Genomic DNA, 16,312 nt, shown 5'->3' with positions numbered 1-16,312 from the left:
TTTATCCCTCAGCTGAGGTGATGTCGTAGTGGGATTGGAGACTAGAGATAGTTAAGTCTTTAAATTTTTCTGATAATTTATCGCGCGATTCAATTAATCCTTTTTTAAATTTTTCGGCACGACCTAGTTGTTCTGTTAGAGATTCTTGTTTGTTTTCTAATTTGCCGATTTGGGTTGAAACTTGTGCTATTTGTTCCATTATTTCTCTTCGTTCGCCTTGTAATTTAGAGATTAGTGCTTGTAATTTATCAATTTCAGGATTATTATAAATTGATATTCCTTGAGTTTGTAATTGCGTTTTTTTATTTTGTAATTGTGATTTTACTTGATTGATTTCTTGTACTTTGTCATCGTGATTTTTTTGTAAATTAGTTTGTTGAGACTTTAATGAAGGAAATTTATCTTGAATTTCTTTAATTTTGCGAACAAAATCATCACATTCTTCTTGATATTCATCGATCCATGGGTTCCATTCTTGTTTCATCTTTTTTAAACTATTAATTAACTCGTCTCTTTGTTGATTGATTTTTGATTTTTCTTCTTGGGAAAGATTATTTGGTAATAAAGATTTGTCATCGGTTCCTGAAAGAATATAAGCTTTGATTTTGTCAAAATTAGTTGGTGAAATAATTTTTTTATATAAAAAATTATGAGGTAATTTATTATATGTATTTGTTAAATTTTCTATATCTTTTTTTAAATATTCGATATATTGTTTTTCCACAAATTCTTCTTGGTCTTTTTTAGAAAAACTATTAAAAATACCACTTTTTCGACAACTATTAATAACATTTTCTTTGATACAATTATTTTTTTTTAAAATTTCTAATATTTCTTTTTTTAAATCTTCTCTACATAAAGGGTTAGAAGAAATATCATTTAATTTATTTTTTTCTCTTTCTCTCAAATCAATTAATTCTTTAATAACTTTTGTACTTGGATTTTTTTTAAAAAATTCTGAATTAGGATCTTCTTGTTGTTCTTGTTTTAAAGAATTATTGGTCTTGTAATAAATACCAATACCAACAATAACTGCGATAATAATGATTATAATTACTAAACATTTTTTAAAAAAATTATTATTATTCATAAATTTCATTTCCTTTCCGATAATAGTGATTATTATCAAATATTGAAATATGAATATATCACTATTATACAACTTTATTTTTTAAATGTTTTAAAAAAATAATTATTTATTTGGAATCATAACCATTTCAGGTATTTTAGGACGACGTTTTTCTTCGTAGCGTTTTTGGGCGCGAGCATAACTAGGATTTTTTTGTTTTAATTCTTCTTTTGCGTTTTCGATTTTGGCAACTTTATTTTCGTGAAGTTCGCGGAGTTCATCTTCTTCTTGTTTTAATTTTTGTACGTTTTCTCCTGAAACTTCTTTTAGGTTATCTTTTAATTCTTCATTGATTTTGACGTATTCATTGATCCAGTCCTTCCATTCTTGTTTGATTTTTTCGCCATGTTTTTCATTTTGGTCTTCCCAGTTCCTTAACTCCTCTTTAATAGAAACTTCATTGTTAGATTTTTGATATTCCTCTTTTTTCTTTTCGTAATCTTTGTAGTCAGCGTCAAGTTTGGCTAAATCATGGTCAATATCTCGAGTATACATTTCTAAAGCTTCTTTGGTAATCATTGGTGGATGTTCTTTGTTTTCATTAACTACTTCATTATACATATGCCATAAACGATGGCCTTCGTGAAGAACTAAAGTAGCTTTAGTCGCACCTTGTGCGAATCTTCTAGTAACGCTCGCAGTTTTACCTAATATTTTCAATCCGTATTTAGCGGGGATTAAGTCAGTAACTTTATCAAAAGCTTTAAAAGCGGCTTTAGTTACGTTACCAAAACTAAATTCGTTTTCTTTTTCATAAGTTTGCATGCGGGTATACATTTCTTGATATTTTTCTTTTAGGTGTTGATAAAATTCTTGTTCTTTTTTAATTTGTTTCATTTTTTCGTTAATTTCATCAATGTTTTTTTGAATTTCAGCTTTACGTTGTTCTTCGGTTGTAATAATTGTTGATAGTTTTTTAAATTTTTCTGATAATTTATCGAGCGATTGGATTAATCCTTTTTTAAATTCTTCGGCACGACCTAGTTGTTCTGTTAGAGATTCTTGTTTGTTTTCTAATTTGCCGATTTGGGTTGAAACTTGTGCTATTTGTTCCATTATTTCTCTTCGTTCGCCTTGTAATTTAGAGATTAGAGCTTGTAATCTAATTTTGTCATCAGGGGATGCTGATTTTTCTTCTTCTTGTTTTTGTTTAATTTCTTTTTCTTTAGCTTCTTTGGCTTGTTCTAATTGTAAAAGTTTACCTCTTAAGATAGTGATATTTTCGGTATTTTTACTTAATTTTTCTTTTATTTCTTTAATTTTTCCTTCGTTTCTATCCAATGCCTCTTTGATTTTATCTTTGGCTTCTTGAATTATTTCTTTTTGTTCGTAAAGGTCTTTGAGTTCTTTTTCACATTTTTCTAATTCTTTTTCCCAATCTTTTTTTAAACCATTGTAGTTATTAATTGTGTCATCGTATTTTTTAATTGCTCCATCAATTTTTTCAATTAATTGACCTGTGTATTTAGATGATGGTTCAGTTTTATGAAAGAAAGATAAGTAAAGAAAACTGAATAAGGCAAGAATAATTAAAAAGTAAATTAAATAACTTTTTAGGGTTGTGGTGTTTTGATTGTGAAAAAATTTGTTTTTGATGAAACAAAAAAGGCCAAAAACAGTAGTAGCAATCAAAAACCACGTTAAATAAGATTTTAAATTAATAAAACCTTTCAGTACGTCTAATGGTGATAACATAGATTATTCACCTCCTTTCGGTTTTAATTGATTTTCAATTTGGTCTAATAAAGTGGTATCTGGTGAAATAATCAATTGATAAGCCTGTTTTAAATCTTCTTTGTTAATTTCATTTCTTTTGTTTTCACCTTTACCACGGTTTTTGGCAAAAATACTAACAGTAGTTTTTAATAAGTTTTCTAAGGTACGATTAGCTTTTAAGAATTCTTTATTTTGTGGTAAGTTTTCTAAAGCTTCGTTAATAACTTCAAATAAATACTGTTTTGTTTCTTCACTGTAAGGATTTTTTCTTTTTTCAATTAAGAATTCTAGCATTTGTTGTCGTTCAGTTTTATTTCCTGGTTTTACTTCGATATTGTACGCAAAACGGGATTTAATTGCTTCATCAATCAGATGGTATTGGTTTGTTGCGCCAATAATGAAAATTGGTTTTTCAGGGTTATTATCCTGGGAAGTCATTTCCATTTTGAATTGGTTTACAACATTTGCGATTTCTGAACCTGCTTCTAACATACTTAAATTAGTGAAAATAGTTTCACATTCATCTAAAAAGATGATCGCCCCATTACACTCTTCTGCAGCAATTCTTGCATCAGTGAATAAATCTTTTACCATTTGTGGCGCTACCCCTTTATACTTTTGGGAAAAAAGGGAACTATTAACTTCAAAGAATGGTAAATTGGTTTCTTTGGCAAGTGCTCGTGCTAAAGTGGTTTTACCTGTTCCAGGGCAACCATACATTAAAATTCCTAGGGGTGATTCAACTTCGCCAATACCTTGGTAGTTTTCAGGGTTTTTTAAATAATCAATAAATCCTTGAACTGCTTGTAATTCTTCTTTAAAACCGATTAATTTGTCAAAACCTATAAATTTTTGAGAGTCAGCAGGTTGAAAAACAACTCCTTCTGAATTTAATTGTTTTGGGTTTGTTGAAGAATTATTATCAATTTCTTCAGTTTGTTCTTTCTTTTTGGTTTCTGCTTGTTGTAATTCTTGCTTTAATATATTTTTTTGTTCTTCACTTAAAGTTTGGGTGGCTTCTAATTTATTTTTAAAAGAAATAATTTCTTTTTCGGTTTGACTTAAAGTTTGGTGATGAATCCAGACATAAGTTGCTAACCAAAATAAAAGAAACAAAATGATGATTGTCATTGCTTTTAAGAAAAGTGGTTGGGTGGAAGTTTGGTTTTTGGTTTTCATAATTTATTTCCTTTCTAAAATAAGACTAAGTTTTCTTAACTTAGTCTTATTTTTTTATTTAAACTAAATTTTCAATTTTGGTGTTTAGAGTGGTGCCACTACCGCTAAGTGCGTTTCCATTTTTATCCACTAATTCATAGTCAAGAACTAAGGTTAATTGTGGATTTGTTGCTTGAACAAAATCGTTTTGTTCTAATTTAATTTGAATATTGATATTGCATTTGCCATCATTATCGTTAACCATTTGTTTGCGATTGGTGTCATCATAGAGTGTGTTATTATTTTTAACTTCTAAGTTAAAGAGTGATTCAGGATTTAAAAAAGTGTTATGAGTGTCATATTTTGGAGTTATTTTTAGATATAAAGGAACACTAATGTCAAATCCATTTGTTTTCAAAATGGCTTGATGATTGATAGTCACTGTGTGATGAAATTTATTTGGATTTAAATTAGGCATAGGTAAAGGGATAAGGGTTTTATCTTCATTATTACCGCTTACTCTATTTACTTCAAATAAAGGGGCATCATTTTTACTCATTAATTTAATGTTTTCTTGTCTTTGGCGTGAGAAATAATTTACAAGTGCAAGGCAAGAATTAATTGCAAAACAAGAACAAATTAAAATTGTCAGGACAATTATAATTTTGATATTTTGATTTTGGTTTGTTTTTTTCATGATTATTTACCTCCTAAGGTTGATTTAATGATATCAATTAAATTATTTATACCTGTGGTTAACCAAGGGATTTGGTTTTGGTAATAAATAACGTTGACATGTAAAATAAAATATAAAACGATAGTTAAATTTATAAATGATTTTAATAAATTGCTTTTGTTGTTATTGGAAGTTGTTTGAGTTGGTTGTTTTTCTGGGGTGGTTGGTACTTTTACTACCATTGTTTTACTTGGTGGACTTGATTTTGAATTTATTACTTTTTTATTTTTTAATTCGGTTGATTTTTTATTTGTTTTTTTGGTTTGTATTATTTTTTTGATCATGTTTTTTCTCCTTTGTATTAATTATTTATTTCTTTGTTACTTTCTAAATTGTTTTTTTCTTTTGATTCGTTATTTGGATTTGGAATAATTGAAAATGATTTTTTGGGTTTACTTTCTTTTTGTGTTTCATTTTTTTGATTGATTTCTGGCAATGGTACAAAATTAAAAAATATTTTTTTAATGATAAACATTAAAGCAGTTGTAAATAGAGCGCCAACTATAAAACCGATTGCGAAATTTAGATCATTCATTTTCATCCTCCTTGTTTATAATTGAATTAGATTGGTTTTTATTTGAATTTTTTCTTGCTTTTTTTTCTTTCCATTTCGCAACTTTAACTCTTTGTGCTTCTATTTGGGATTGGAGTTTTTCTTGATTTGCATTGATTTTATCTATTTTTTGTAATAATTGTTGTTCTAGGTATTCTTGTCTGGCACTTTTAATTTCTAAGTTTTGTAGTTTTTTGTTGGGGAAAAAGAAAGCTACAACTAAATCTTTAATAAAAACAATAATATTTGTAATTAATTTAAAAATAGGTTTGAAACCAGAAACAATAAGAATAGTGAAAAGCGTTGTTTGGATTCCATCCATTCTTCGTTCAAGTATTTCGGTAGTGCTAAATCCTTTGGTATAATTTAGAATAAAATTGCTAATTGTTGTAAAAATTGTTATAATAAACATCATTCACCGCCTTCACTTACCTTTATTCGTTTGTTTTCAGCTAATTTCTTTTTGTTTTTAAAAGTTTTATTGGGGCGGTCTAAATTAAGCCATTTGCCTTTGGGTTGGTGGTATTTGTTGATTTTTTTCTTGGTTATTGGTTTGCTACAGTCTTTGAAATAAGTCCCACGGTATGCTTCTGTCATTCCATCACTCATGTTAATTATTCTCCTTATTTTATTTTAATTTGAGTTTTTTAACTTCATCTTTAAGTGTTTTTGACACTTTAAAACTAACTGCGGTTGAGGCAGGGATTTTGAGTTTTTTACCTGTTTGGGGGTTTCTTCCTAAACGGGCTTTTCTTGATTTTAAGATGAATTTACCAAGTTGAGGTGATAAAACTACCTCTTCGTTGGATGTGATTGATTTAATTAAGGTATTTTCAAATGAATTGTAAAATTCTTCGGTTTTTGCAACTGAAGTTTTTAGTTGCTTTGCAACTTCTTTGATTAATTCTTTCTTAGTCATTGTTTTGTTGTCTCCTTTTTTTATAATATTTTTTTATTAATTAAAGTTTTGATTATTTGGGCTAAATTATCTTTTTGTGAGTTGGTTGCATTAATTAAAAAATACTTGCAATTTTGGTGTTTACAATTTACATCATTACAGTATTTATGTTGATTTAAATAATTTTGACGCACATTTTCAAAATAAATTAGTGGTTTTTGTTCGATTAAGTCTAATTTATGATGGGGGATTGATTGTTTTCGGTGTAAGCCAATTTGGGGGTCAATATCTAGATAGAAAGTTAAATGAGGTTTGAGTAAATATTGATTAATAATTTTTGATGTTATTTCATCATCATAATCTATGGAATTACTATTGCTTTGATAAGCTAAAGTAGAATCATACCAACGGTCAACTATAACAAGATGGCCACTAAGTAGATTAGGTATTATTAATTCATCTTGGGTTTGGATCATGTTGGAAAAACTAAGAAAATATTTAGTTTTTGTACTTGTTTTTTTTGGTATAAAAACAAATTTCTTATTTCGTTTCCAATAGAACTACTTCCTAAACCTTGGTAAACTTTTACTTTTTGTCCTTTATTAATTAAAGATTTTTTTAATTTATTAATCAAAGTAGTTTTGCCGCTTCCATCTAGCCCTTCAAAAACTATTAATTTATTCCACATTTTAATTATTTCCTTTCGTATTTTTGATTAAATTAATATCTTTAAAATAAATAAATTGTCTTTGGAATAAGGTATTTACAAAGATATTAGCTTTTTGAGAAAAACAATCAATTACTTTATCAATTCCTTGGACTTTGCCGTTTTTAATTTTATTGTTGAGCCTTTGGGATTCGATAGCATCATTTGTTAATAAGTAATATTCAAAACGCGTATCGAGTTTTTTTTAGTTGTTGAGCTTCGATGATAGCTTGTTTGTAACGTTCACGGAGGCAAGTTTTAAAATTAAAAGCAACAATTCGTTTGTTTTGGGTAAACAATACTAAATCAAATTTGATATCAGGAATAAAAAATAAATATGTTTGGGGATATTGTTTGGTGATTCCACGATGTCGAAAATAAATTAAAAATATGGATAAATCAGATGCGTTTCGGTTTAGGATTTGCCTTTCTAAACCTTATTACAAACTGGTCCCCATCTAAACCGTACGAGCAAGTTTCCAGGCATACGGCTTGCCATAATTATATCGCTTTCGCGAACTAGTCAGTATTACTACGGATTTCGTGATTTGTTCTCTATAATTACTAGCTACTTTCGCTCTTTAAGAGTCGTTAACTCTCGACTTGGATAGGCGATTGACTAAATTATTCCAAATTTAGTTTTACTCTATCAACTACTGAATAGCTTCTTTATCCTTGAACCATAGGTCTAAACCTACTTTAGTTTTGAAACTGGTTTTTAGGATTCTCAAATTTCCGTCTATAATGTGTCTGATAATTTTAGGTTTGGTTATACTGGCGTATTAATAGCCAGGAATGTTATGTGAATTACTGATTTAACAGCTATGAAAAAATGGATTAAAGGAACATCTAATTTATTCCTTTAAGGTTTTACATCTCCACGTGTCATTAACTTTCGTGGTAGGTTACGAAATTACGACATTTCTTTTCCAATTAGGGTATTGCAACCTTATCCATGATTATCTTGGTCTTGCGAGAACTTTTTGCCTAGTTAATTCGGCTCATTTCGCTTTTATATCTGCTGTAATTGGTTATTCTTTCGTTTAACCAACCGACACCATTGCTGGTTTTATATGACCTCAGGACTTCATTTCCATCCTGGTAATTGACTAAATTACTCCATTATATCGTATATTTGCGCCCAATAAGTAGTTGTGTTTTTTGATAATTCATATTTTTTATTCCTTTTTATTATTTTTTTTAATTTATTAATTGCTTTGTTTTTGATAATTTCTACTTGCCTTGCAGATAAATTCAACATTTTACCTATGTCTTTGTTGGAATACTCAATTTGAGGGTATTGGTTTTGGATTTTTAAAGGAATTCCAAAACTTAATCTAATAATCTCGAATTCTTGTTTATTTAAATTGGATTTGATTTTTTCAATAAACAATTCATGATTAACTTGGGTTAACCAAATTTGATGAGGGGTTAGATTGTTGATATTAATAGTTTGAGGTTGTGTTTCTTCAAAAGGAATATTACTTACTTGTTTTTCTTTCCGAAAAACATGTATGGAAGTAGAAGTAGCTTGTAGACCTCTAATAAGTTCTGTGATTTTACCTTTAATTGTTGGGGTAGCATAGACAATAAAATCACATCCTAAATCTTGGTAATTATTTAAAGCTTTGATTAGACCTAAAATTCCTTCTTGGTATAAATCTTCTCTTTGAAGTGCTTTAGGGAAATATTTAAATTGTTTAACTATTTTTTTTACTAATGGTAAATGCATTTCGATTAATTGATCGCGAATTGTTAAATTGTTTTTACTTTTTAAAAAATCTTTAAATAATTTTTGTCTTAACATTTTATTCCTTTCTAAAAATATTTTTAGAAAAGATAAGAAATTATTTTTTTAGTCTTGAAAAGAAAAAAAGACTAACTTAATAGTTAGTCTTAAAGAATTTTTAAAAAGTAAAAAGTTGTCTAAAGTTTTGGAACACCTCAAGTTTATCAATTGCCAGGTAAAATTAATTGTGTTTTGTTGCCTTGGCAAACTTTGCAAGAATTCTTACTTGGATAATTTATTACAAAACTTTTAATATTTCATATTATAACAAAAATAAAATAGATAATAAATAATGATTATTACAACAAAAAAGACCGTTTAAAAACGGTCTTTTTTTATTATGAAATGCATTTTCAAACTCACTATTTTTTGTAATTAAGAAAACAAAATTATTCATCATCATTATTTTGATCTAAATCTAATGATTTATAAAACCCTTTTCTTTCTAAAACAGGGATGGGTTTTGTAAATGTTTGGGTGGTGGTTTTTTGTAAAAATTCTTGTAAAGATGTTAATTTGCAATCAATATTATCTAAATACCAAAGTAAAAGAGCTTCTCCTATTTGTGGTCTTTTGGCAGCTCCATGTTCTAAAAGTCCATGATGAGAAATTAACATATGTTTTAATAATAATACTTCTTCTTTATCTTGAAAACCCAATAATTGGGCTTCTTTTTCTATTTCACAAGCACTCATGACTAAATGACCTAATAGCAAACCTTTGGGAGTATAGTTTTTTTGTTCTAAATCTAGTTCTTTAATTTTTTCCATGTCATGTAAAATAGTACCTGCAAATAGTAAATCACTATTGAGAAAAGGATAAATTTTTAAAAGAGATTCTGCCATTTTTAACATAGTTAAAGTATGATAACCAAGTCCGCCATAATAATTATGATGAATTTTTAACGCTGCTTTGGAAATTAAAAATTTATTTTTGTTTTTGCAATATAAATTGTAAGTAATTTGTTTTAAGACTTTGTTTTTTATTTTATGTAAATAGTTTTCTAATTCGTCTTTTACTATTACAAAAGAAATAGGAGCACATTCATAAAAGGCTAAATAAATTTCATACAAAGTTTGCATATCTAATACATTATAAGCTAAATTGTATGTTTGATTCATCAAAATAAGTTCTTCATTTTTGAGAAGACAAATAGTTTTAAAATGATATATTTTTCCTTGGATAGGTGGTTTGGTTTGAGGTTCTAATTTGATGTTGATGTCGCTTTTGTCTTGTAATTGCAAGGTGATATTATAAAAATGAAGTCCTTGATTGATGCTTGTTACTTTGCCTGTAAAAAAGTTGATTTGTCCTTTTTGATATTTGGGTAAGATGTTGGTTTGGGTTTTTTTCATACGTTTGTTTCCTATTGGTCTAGATTGGGATTGATAAAAATATGTTGATGGAAGTGTTTGTAAATGGAAATAGTAAGTTTGCATTATTACATTTATAAACAAAAATAAATTGATGTTTATAATTTTGTTATTACATAATTTAGTTCATTTTATTTTTATTCATTATTTTATTTATTTATTATTTATCTAGGATTTGATTTTGGCTAAGTACAAAATTAATTAATTGTTCTTTAATGTTGGGTATTTCTCTATTAAGTACTTTGGTAATTAGTTGTTTTTGTGTATGTTTAATCCATGTTCCTTTGGGTTTGTGGGGTAATTGTTTTAAGACTTCTTGCCAACTAAAATTAAGTTCAGTAATTGTTTTTATTGGTAAATATTGATAAATATATTGTATTTTGGCTGCTGCATAAGGTTCTTTTTGCAAAAGATAATTAATTTGATTAGCTAGGAGACAATTTTTTAATCCATGTTTAAATAAATTAAAAGTAATATTTTCCCAAAGATATAAACTTAAAGAGGCAATGTTTTGGTAGCTTTTTTTCTTTTGTTTGGTAAAAGGAAAAGATGCAAGGATTTGGTTGTTGAGTAAAAGCGACATTGACCAAAAAATTCTTCTTTTTAATTTGTGGTGTGCTTGAATGTATTTAAGTTGAGTTTCATGTAGATAAGCTAAACAAAGAATGCTTTGGTTTAGTTGGGGTAAAAATAGATGGGTTTTAGTTTCTATCATAGTTTTAAAAGTTTGGTGCCAGTTTTTGTGAGTGATGATTTTTTCGATGTGTTCATAGATTCTTTGAGAAGAAATTTTAGCTAATAAATGGTTTTTGTGGATGATAGCTTTTTGGGTAGTTTTTTCTATGCAAAATCCTAGTTTAGATTGAAAATAAAAAGCTCTTAAAATTCTTAAAGGATCTTCTTGGAATCTAATAAAAGGTTCTTTGATGGTGCGGATCAAACCTTGCTTTAAATCTTTTTTTCCTTGTTTTTCAGGTGTGAAATCAAATATTTTACCAGTTTCATCCATTAAAAGAGCGTTAATAGTAAAATCACGTCTTAAAAGGTCTTGATGGACGTTTTTGGTGAAAAAAATTTCACTAGGGTGGCGATAGTCTTTGTAAGTGCCTTCTTTTCTGTAAGTAGTAATTTCGAAAAGATAATTTTCAAAAGTTATTTTAAAGCTACCATAATTAATTTTTATTTGGGTTGTTTTTTCTGGGAATAAAAGGAGTTTTATTTGTTGGGGGGCGGCGTTAGTAGTGATGTCGATGTCTTCGTTAGCATTTATTTGGAGTAAATAATCTCTGACAGTGCCACCCACAATAAAGGCTTCGAATCCGTTTGTTTTTAAGATAGTAATTATTTTTTGAGCTGTTTTTAGTTGATTGGAATGTTTCATATTTTGGGCTTTTAACAATATTTCTAATTTTTTTATTTTGTTGTGTTTGATTGGTTGTTTGCCTTTGATTATAAATATAGTTAAGATAAAAGTAAAATAGATAATAGATATAAATATTAAAGGTTGTTTTTAGTTTGTTTTATTATTTATTTTTTGGTAAATGTGGTTCAATATAGTATTTTTTATTAGTATTTATTTGTAATTTTAATGTAGGGTGTATTATTTAGGATGTGCCAATATTTAAAATAACAACATTTTATTATTGGCAAATTAGTTTTTTTGAAAATAAAAGACCATCGGTTGTGATGGTCTAATTTGGTTGTGATAAGAGTTTTTATTGGGTTGCTGAAATTATTTTTTTTGTTTTTTTGTTGTTTTTATCGGGATAGTAAATTATTTTTTTTGATTCTTAGTTCTTGAAAAAATTTTTGTAAAAGTTGCATGCTTTCTTGAGCTAAAATTCCTGATTGGATATTTAATTTATCCATAAAAGGCATATTTTGGATAGATGACATATCATTAAAAGAATATGATTTTTCCATGCTTGTGCCATAATAAAGGTTTTTGATGCCTGCTTGTATGATGGCTCCTGTACACATTAAGCAAGGTTCTAAAGTGACATAAAGAGATACATCATTTAAAAAACGGCTGTTTATCTTTTTGCCTGCTTTCATGAGGGCTAAAAATTCAGCGTGTCCAAAAAAAAGTTTTTTAGTGTTTCTGTTATTGTGAGCTCGTGCAATTATTTTTTGGTTTAAAACAGCGACAGCTCCGATGGGGACTTCTTCTTTGAGGTAGGCTTTTTGGGCTTCTTTTAAAGCTTCTTTCATAAAAAAAATATGTTGTTGGTTGTTATTTTCCATATTTTAAGTATTAATCCACATTCCAAACGAATTATTGAGATGAATTATTTTAGTGGAGTTATTTAGATTGGTTGGTGAAGTTTTGCCAGTTAATTTTTGTTTTGTCAATATCTGCTAAACAATGGTGTTTGCGACAACGAGGTTCGTGGTATTCTTTTCCACCTACCAAAACAACAGGTTCATTGCTTTGAGCAGGTTTGCCGTCAATTAATCTTTGAGTGCGGTTGGCTTTTTTGCCACTGATAGCACAAATTGAAGTTAATTTAGTAACGGTGTCTGCAATTGCTAATAAATAAGGCATTGGTCCGAATGGTTTTCCGCAAAAATCAAGTTCTAAACCTGATATAATAACTTCAATATTGCAGTTAGCTAAATAATCTACAATAGCGACAATGTCTTTATCTAAAAATTGGGCTTCATCTATTATGACAACATTAATTTCGGAAGTAATAAACGGGAGAATGTCTTTGCTTTTGTCAATTAAAATAGCAGGAATAGTGTTTTGATTGTGAGAAACTATTTCTTCTTTAACAGAATAACGGTCATCTATTTGCGGTTTAAAGGATAAAATTTTTTTGTTGAGTTGTAATGCTTGATTACTGCGTTGAATTAATGCTTCTGTTTTGCCTGCAAACATTGGTCCACAAACAACTTCAATAAACCCTTGCCCTTGTTCTTTTTGGGTCATTCTTTTGAACTCCTTTATAAATAAGATAATTTGAATTAATTTTTTTGGTTTTTGTGGTGTGATAGTTGGTCCAAAAGAACTTGGAGGGTGATTTGCTATTTTATTTTTTAAGTATTTATTATTTATTTTTAATCAATTCTTCGGTGGTTTCTTTTTTGTTATCAGCATTTGAAGAAACTGTTTTAACTTTTTGGTCTTGGGTAATACCATAACGTTTGTTAAATTTGTCAACTGGCCCTGCTTTAACTACAAAAGTTTGTGCGCCAGTGTAAAAAGGGTGGCAATTAGAACAAGTTTCTATTTTGATGCTAGTAACTGTGGTGCCAATTGGGTGTTGTTTGCCACAAGTTGCACAAGAAACTTCCACTGTTTCAAATTGAGGGTGAATATTTGCTTTCATGTGTTTAGGACTCCTTATTATTTTTTTGATTTTATTTATTTTTATTTTGTTATGCGATGTGTTTGTGTTTTATTATTTATTATTTTTTAATTTTTGATTTTTATTATTTGAACTTTTTGATGGGATTTTTGAACTTTTGATTTCTTATTTCTTTCTTTATCTTTATGAAAAAATCATAAAATATAAATATAAAAAATAAGAAAGAAAAGGAAGGCAAAGAGTTTTTAGGCTCTTTGTAATTTGAGCTTTTTGAGTGCCCTAGCAGAGATTTTTACTTTTTGAACCTTGCCGTTTTCGTCAACAATTTTTACGTTTTGTAAGTTGGCTTTCCAAATTCTTTTAGTTGCGTTCATAGCGTGGCTACGACGATTACCAAAAAGGGTGGTTTTTCCAGTGATATAACATTTACTCATTGTTTTTCTCCTTTGTTAATTACAATATATAAGTTATTATATCACAATAAGGGTTTATTTGGGTGATGTTTTTTTGTTAAAAATAAATTTATTGTTAGTTGTTTGGTTTGGGATAATTTTATATTTAGGATAGGGATTTATTTTAATTGCAACATTATTTGATTTGATTGTTTTTATGTTATTTTGCGCACGGTTATTATCTTTTTTGCCCATCATCTCCATTATATTTGTATATTTATTTGATAATTTAGTAAAATAGTTAAAGCCTTTATTTGGTTTGTACATAAACACTTTGTTTTTTCTTGGATTTTTGCTATATTTTTTGCTACAATTAAAATATAATATATATTTAGATGAAACACTCCAATAATTTGCCCCTAGTAAAGAATGAATATTTTATTTTTTAGTATATTTTGTTTTTGCTTAGGGTTTATTATATTTGTTGTTATTTATTTTATTTATTATTTTCATTCCTAATTATTTTTTTCCTATTTCATTTGCATTATTAACATTTGTATTATTCATATTTTTATTAAGGAGATATTTATGTTTGAGAAAAAAAATTTATTGATTGTCTTTGTGTGTTCCTTAATTGCAATGTTATTTTCGTTGTTAGTTTTTGTAATTGTTGTAAGTAAGTTAGGATATTTGAGTTTTAAAGATGTTAAAGAACCTAATTTATACAAAGACATAAAATCACCTAAAACACAAGAGCAAAGAAATAATAAGACAAATCAATTAGCTCAAAGAGTTGCTGAACAAGTAAAGGAACAATTTCAATTGACTACTTTAACAGAAAGCCAAATTAAAGAAATTAAGGATGGCAAAATAGTTTTATCCAAAGAACAATTAGAAGCAATAAAAGGAGAGTTAAAGCCTTTGGTGGATCTAAATTTTAACTGAAGAAAATAAATCTAATATTTTAACAATTGATGCAAAAGAACGTTTTAATCGTATTAATAAAGATATTCATTTATTTTGTAGTTCGTTAGAAAATAAAAAAATTGTTAAAGAACATTCAGTTAAGGAAAAAGAAAATTTTATTGTAGAACTTATTATTATGTATTTGCAATTAATTTATCCTGCGCAAATAAAAATCAATAAAGAAGCGATGAATTGTGGAGGTAAAGTTGATATTAAAGTTGATTTTGATGATTTTGTCTATATTGCTGAATGTAAAATGTTTGATAAAGTTCTTAATAAAGAGATGGAAAATATTGATCATGCCTGTGATCAATTAATGAATTATACCAATGGTCAAAATAAAGAAGGTGCTATTTTTTTGTTTAATAAAAACTCTAATTTTGCAGGACAAATAAAAACTATTGAAAAATGGATTAAAGATAAACACAAATTAGAACCTAATAATTGTAAAGGACCAAATCCTAATTCTTGGGTTGTGCCAATAAAACACGTAAATGGGCATGATTTACATTATATATTGCTTGTTATAATTTGAGTAGTTTTTTAGCTGAAAGTAAAAAACATGAAAAGCAAAAAGATGTAGGAATTAAAACAGTTTTATCCCATAAAGAAGGAAATATACAAAGTAATGAAGGCATTCAAGAAAATTTAACGACAAATAAACAAGGACAACAAAATCAAGTTTTAGATGTCAATAGAGGTACAAGTAATAATGCGAATGTTTCACAAGGTAAAGGAAAGCGAGGAAGACCGAACAACCCAAACAACCCAAACCCAATTAAAGGGACACAACAACAAAAGCAAAAGAAGAACAACGATAAACCCTCAAACCCCAAAAAGGATTACAAAAATCAAACTCAAAATCAACAAGCGAAAAATAGTTTTTCTCAGCCAAATCCACCAAAACCAAAGCAGCAAAACAATGATAAATCTCAAAAACCCAAAAAATAATTAACCCTGAATATTGACGAACCCCTTATAATTTGTTCAAATATAATTGAACTTTAACCTTTTGGTTAGTTGTCTTTGGGTTGGTTCATTGGCATAACGGTGTCATACTTTATTTTTGTAGAAAAAAATAAAAAAAGAGTTCGGCGTCATATCCTAGCTCTTTTTGTATATCAGATCTGAATTTATAATATAAAAAACTCAACACTGTCATATAAGAGTTGAGTAAAAAAACTATAATATCATAATTGTTGCGCCGCGCTTTTTTTCACTTTTTCGCCCTTTTTTTGCATCTTAATTTTTTCATTCCTTAAAAAAATAATTGATTCATTCCTTAAAAAAATATTATATAATATAGCTGGTTAAATTATTATTTTGTTATCCATCAATTATTTTGTTTTGCATGTTTGGAAACATTTAATATTTGAAAAGGGGAACAATAAATAATTTACTTTTAGTATCATTTTTTTGTATTACTTAATTGTTCTTCATTTTAAGAACATCATTATTCCTTAATTTAAGAACAAATTGTTCCTTATTATAGGAATGCCCTTTTTATCCTTATTAAATTAGTTTTTAAAAATTATCAAATTATTATCTTTAATTATTTATTAATTAAAATTGTTTTTGAGTAGTT

20 protein-coding genes and 2 pseudogenes are annotated in these 16,312 nt (G+C 27.7%); 3 read left to right on the top strand and 19 right to left on the bottom strand.

What is annotated here, in order from left to right; genetic code table 11:
- Position 1 precedes the first annotated feature (1 nt).
- The 19 genes and pseudogenes from JAHGCCOI_RS03190 to JAHGCCOI_RS03100 form a co-directional block, all read right to left on the bottom strand.
- Positions 2-1,090: a hypothetical protein gene (locus JAHGCCOI_RS03190; RefSeq protein WP_479491971.1), complete on the bottom strand. Its 1,089-nt coding sequence runs from the start codon at positions 1,088-1,090 to the stop codon at positions 2-4.
- A 102-nt stretch (positions 1,091-1,192) separates the two neighbouring features.
- On the bottom strand, positions 1,193-2,824 hold the full coding sequence (locus JAHGCCOI_RS03185) for a DNA double-strand break repair protein Rad50 (protein WP_479491970.1): 1,632 nt from the start codon (positions 2,822-2,824) through the stop codon (positions 1,193-1,195).
- 3 nt (positions 2,825-2,827) lie between these two features.
- Complete coding sequence (locus JAHGCCOI_RS03180) at positions 2,828-4,024, bottom strand: AAA family ATPase (protein ID WP_479491969.1); 1,197 nt, start codon at positions 4,022-4,024, stop codon at positions 2,828-2,830.
- 58 nt (positions 4,025-4,082) lie between these two features.
- A complete protein-coding gene (locus JAHGCCOI_RS03175; RefSeq protein WP_479491968.1) occupies positions 4,083-4,700 on the bottom strand; it encodes a hypothetical protein in 618 nt (205 codons plus the stop codon).
- 2 nt (positions 4,701-4,702) lie between these two features.
- The gene (locus tag JAHGCCOI_RS03170) at positions 4,703-5,023 is read right to left on the bottom strand and encodes a hypothetical protein (RefSeq protein WP_227806987.1); all 321 of its coding nucleotides are present in this window, start codon (positions 5,021-5,023) and stop codon (positions 4,703-4,705) included.
- 17 nt (positions 5,024-5,040) lie between these two features.
- Positions 5,041-5,274: a hypothetical protein gene (locus JAHGCCOI_RS03165; protein ID WP_339332283.1), complete on the bottom strand. Its 234-nt coding sequence runs from the start codon at positions 5,272-5,274 to the stop codon at positions 5,041-5,043.
- Positions 5,267-5,704 carry a hypothetical protein gene (locus tag JAHGCCOI_RS03160; RefSeq protein WP_479491967.1) on the bottom strand — a complete coding sequence of 146 codons (438 nt, stop codon included), beginning with the start codon at positions 5,702-5,704 and terminating at the stop codon, positions 5,267-5,269. The genes JAHGCCOI_RS03165 and JAHGCCOI_RS03160 overlap by 8 nt, the downstream gene beginning before the upstream one ends.
- On the bottom strand, positions 5,704-5,901 hold the full coding sequence (locus JAHGCCOI_RS03155; RefSeq protein ID WP_479491966.1) for a hypothetical protein: 198 nt from the start codon (positions 5,899-5,901) through the stop codon (positions 5,704-5,706). Before JAHGCCOI_RS03155 ends, JAHGCCOI_RS03160 begins: the two co-directional genes overlap by 1 nt.
- 19 nt (positions 5,902-5,920) lie before the next feature.
- Positions 5,921-6,211 (bottom strand): HU family DNA-binding protein, encoded by a 291-nt coding sequence (locus tag JAHGCCOI_RS03150; protein ID WP_479491965.1) that lies wholly within the window; start codon positions 6,209-6,211, stop codon positions 5,921-5,923.
- A gap of 20 nt (positions 6,212-6,231) precedes the next feature.
- Positions 6,232-6,878, bottom strand: a pseudogene (tmk, locus tag JAHGCCOI_RS03145) (dTMP kinase).
- Position 6,879: 1 nt separating this feature from the next.
- Positions 6,880-7,276 (bottom strand): annotated as a pseudogene (locus tag JAHGCCOI_RS03140) (hypothetical protein); the annotation flags it as partial.
- A 734-nt stretch (positions 7,277-8,010) separates the two neighbouring features.
- Entirely contained in the window at positions 8,011-8,703 is a 693-nt protein-coding gene (locus JAHGCCOI_RS03135; protein ID WP_479491964.1) for a sigma-70 family RNA polymerase sigma factor, read from the bottom strand.
- 371 nt (positions 8,704-9,074) lie between these two features.
- Positions 9,075-10,124: an HD domain-containing protein gene (locus JAHGCCOI_RS03130; protein ID WP_249291105.1), complete on the bottom strand. Its 1,050-nt coding sequence runs from the start codon at positions 10,122-10,124 to the stop codon at positions 9,075-9,077.
- Between the two features lie 94 nt (positions 10,125-10,218).
- The gene (locus JAHGCCOI_RS03125) at positions 10,219-11,439 is read right to left on the bottom strand and encodes a CCA tRNA nucleotidyltransferase (RefSeq protein ID WP_479491963.1); all 1,221 of its coding nucleotides are present in this window, start codon (positions 11,437-11,439) and stop codon (positions 10,219-10,221) included.
- Between the two features lie 377 nt (positions 11,440-11,816).
- Positions 11,817-12,302 (bottom strand): nucleoside deaminase, encoded by a 486-nt coding sequence (locus JAHGCCOI_RS03120; RefSeq protein WP_212775374.1) that lies wholly within the window; start codon positions 12,300-12,302, stop codon positions 11,817-11,819.
- 58 nt (positions 12,303-12,360) lie between these two features.
- Positions 12,361-12,990: a thymidine kinase gene (locus JAHGCCOI_RS03115; protein ID WP_479491962.1), complete on the bottom strand. Its 630-nt coding sequence runs from the start codon at positions 12,988-12,990 to the stop codon at positions 12,361-12,363.
- Between the two features lie 118 nt (positions 12,991-13,108).
- Complete coding sequence (gene rpmE, locus JAHGCCOI_RS03110; RefSeq protein ID WP_479491961.1) at positions 13,109-13,390, bottom strand: 50S ribosomal protein L31; 282 nt, start codon at positions 13,388-13,390, stop codon at positions 13,109-13,111.
- 224 nt (positions 13,391-13,614) lie between these two features.
- Positions 13,615-13,803 (bottom strand): 50S ribosomal protein L28, encoded by a 189-nt coding sequence (gene rpmB, locus JAHGCCOI_RS03105; RefSeq protein WP_011160481.1) that lies wholly within the window; start codon positions 13,801-13,803, stop codon positions 13,615-13,617.
- A gap of 54 nt (positions 13,804-13,857) precedes the next feature.
- Positions 13,858-14,088 carry a hypothetical protein gene (locus JAHGCCOI_RS03100; protein WP_479491960.1) on the bottom strand — a complete coding sequence of 77 codons (231 nt, stop codon included), beginning with the start codon at positions 14,086-14,088 and terminating at the stop codon, positions 13,858-13,860.
- Positions 14,089-14,349: 261 nt separating this feature from the next.
- Here JAHGCCOI_RS03100 and JAHGCCOI_RS03095 point away from each other — a divergent pair, with 261 nt between their 5' ends.
- From JAHGCCOI_RS03095 to JAHGCCOI_RS03085, 3 genes are all read left to right on the top strand, one after another.
- Positions 14,350-14,706, top strand: coding sequence for a hypothetical protein (locus JAHGCCOI_RS03095; protein ID WP_212775371.1), 357 nt, complete (start codon positions 14,350-14,352; stop codon positions 14,704-14,706).
- A gap of 157 nt (positions 14,707-14,863) precedes the next feature.
- The gene (locus JAHGCCOI_RS03090) at positions 14,864-15,262 is read left to right on the top strand and encodes a hypothetical protein (protein ID WP_479491959.1); all 399 of its coding nucleotides are present in this window, start codon (positions 14,864-14,866) and stop codon (positions 15,260-15,262) included.
- On the top strand, positions 15,259-15,678 hold the full coding sequence (locus JAHGCCOI_RS03085; protein ID WP_479491958.1) for a hypothetical protein: 420 nt from the start codon (positions 15,259-15,261) through the stop codon (positions 15,676-15,678). The genes JAHGCCOI_RS03090 and JAHGCCOI_RS03085 overlap by 4 nt, the downstream gene beginning before the upstream one ends.
- The last annotated feature ends 634 nt before the right edge of the window (positions 15,679-16,312 follow it).

This window comes from Mulberry dwarf phytoplasma, assembly GCF_056504655.1.
This window is presented reverse-complemented; position numbering and strand designations above follow the sequence as displayed.

Coding starts and splice junctions, on each gene's coding strand:
- rpmE (WP_479491961.1), bottom strand. CDS start 13,390: ATGAAAGCAAATATTCACCCTCAATTTGAAACAGTGGAAGTTTCTTGT.
- JAHGCCOI_RS03150 (WP_479491965.1), bottom strand. CDS start 6,211: ATGACTAAGAAAGAATTAATCAAAGAAGTTGCAAAGCAACTAAAAACT.
- JAHGCCOI_RS03190 (WP_479491971.1), bottom strand. CDS start 1,090: ATGAATAATAATAATTTTTTTAAAAAATGTTTAGTAATTATAATCATT.
- JAHGCCOI_RS03095 (WP_212775371.1), top strand. CDS start 14,350: ATGTTTGAGAAAAAAAATTTATTGATTGTCTTTGTGTGTTCCTTAATT.
- JAHGCCOI_RS03180 (WP_479491969.1), bottom strand. CDS start 4,024: ATGAAAACCAAAAACCAAACTTCCACCCAACCACTTTTCTTAAAAGCA.
- JAHGCCOI_RS03090 (WP_479491959.1), top strand. CDS start 14,864: ATGTATTTGCAATTAATTTATCCTGCGCAAATAAAAATCAATAAAGAA.
- JAHGCCOI_RS03160 (WP_479491967.1), bottom strand. CDS start 5,704: ATGTTTATTATAACAATTTTTACAACAATTAGCAATTTTATTCTAAAT.
- rpmB (WP_011160481.1), bottom strand. CDS start 13,803: ATGAGTAAATGTTATATCACTGGAAAAACCACCCTTTTTGGTAATCGT.
- JAHGCCOI_RS03175 (WP_479491968.1), bottom strand. CDS start 4,700: ATGAAAAAAACAAACCAAAATCAAAATATCAAAATTATAATTGTCCTG.
- JAHGCCOI_RS03135 (WP_479491964.1), bottom strand. CDS start 8,703: ATGTTAAGACAAAAATTATTTAAAGATTTTTTAAAAAGTAAAAACAAT.
- JAHGCCOI_RS03100 (WP_479491960.1), bottom strand. CDS start 14,088: ATGTACAAACCAAATAAAGGCTTTAACTATTTTACTAAATTATCAAAT.
- JAHGCCOI_RS03125 (WP_479491963.1), bottom strand. CDS start 11,439: ATGAAACATTCCAATCAACTAAAAACAGCTCAAAAAATAATTACTATC.
- JAHGCCOI_RS03165 (WP_339332283.1), bottom strand. CDS start 5,274: ATGAATGATCTAAATTTCGCAATCGGTTTTATAGTTGGCGCTCTATTT.
- JAHGCCOI_RS03130 (WP_249291105.1), bottom strand. CDS start 10,124: ATGCAAACTTACTATTTCCATTTACAAACACTTCCATCAACATATTTT.
- JAHGCCOI_RS03155 (WP_479491966.1), bottom strand. CDS start 5,901: ATGAGTGATGGAATGACAGAAGCATACCGTGGGACTTATTTCAAAGAC.
- JAHGCCOI_RS03170 (WP_227806987.1), bottom strand. CDS start 5,023: ATGATCAAAAAAATAATACAAACCAAAAAAACAAATAAAAAATCAACC.
- JAHGCCOI_RS03115 (WP_479491962.1), bottom strand. CDS start 12,990: ATGACCCAAAAAGAACAAGGGCAAGGGTTTATTGAAGTTGTTTGTGGA.
- JAHGCCOI_RS03185 (WP_479491970.1), bottom strand. CDS start 2,824: ATGTTATCACCATTAGACGTACTGAAAGGTTTTATTAATTTAAAATCT.
- JAHGCCOI_RS03120 (WP_212775374.1), bottom strand. CDS start 12,302: ATGGAAAATAACAACCAACAACATATTTTTTTTATGAAAGAAGCTTTA.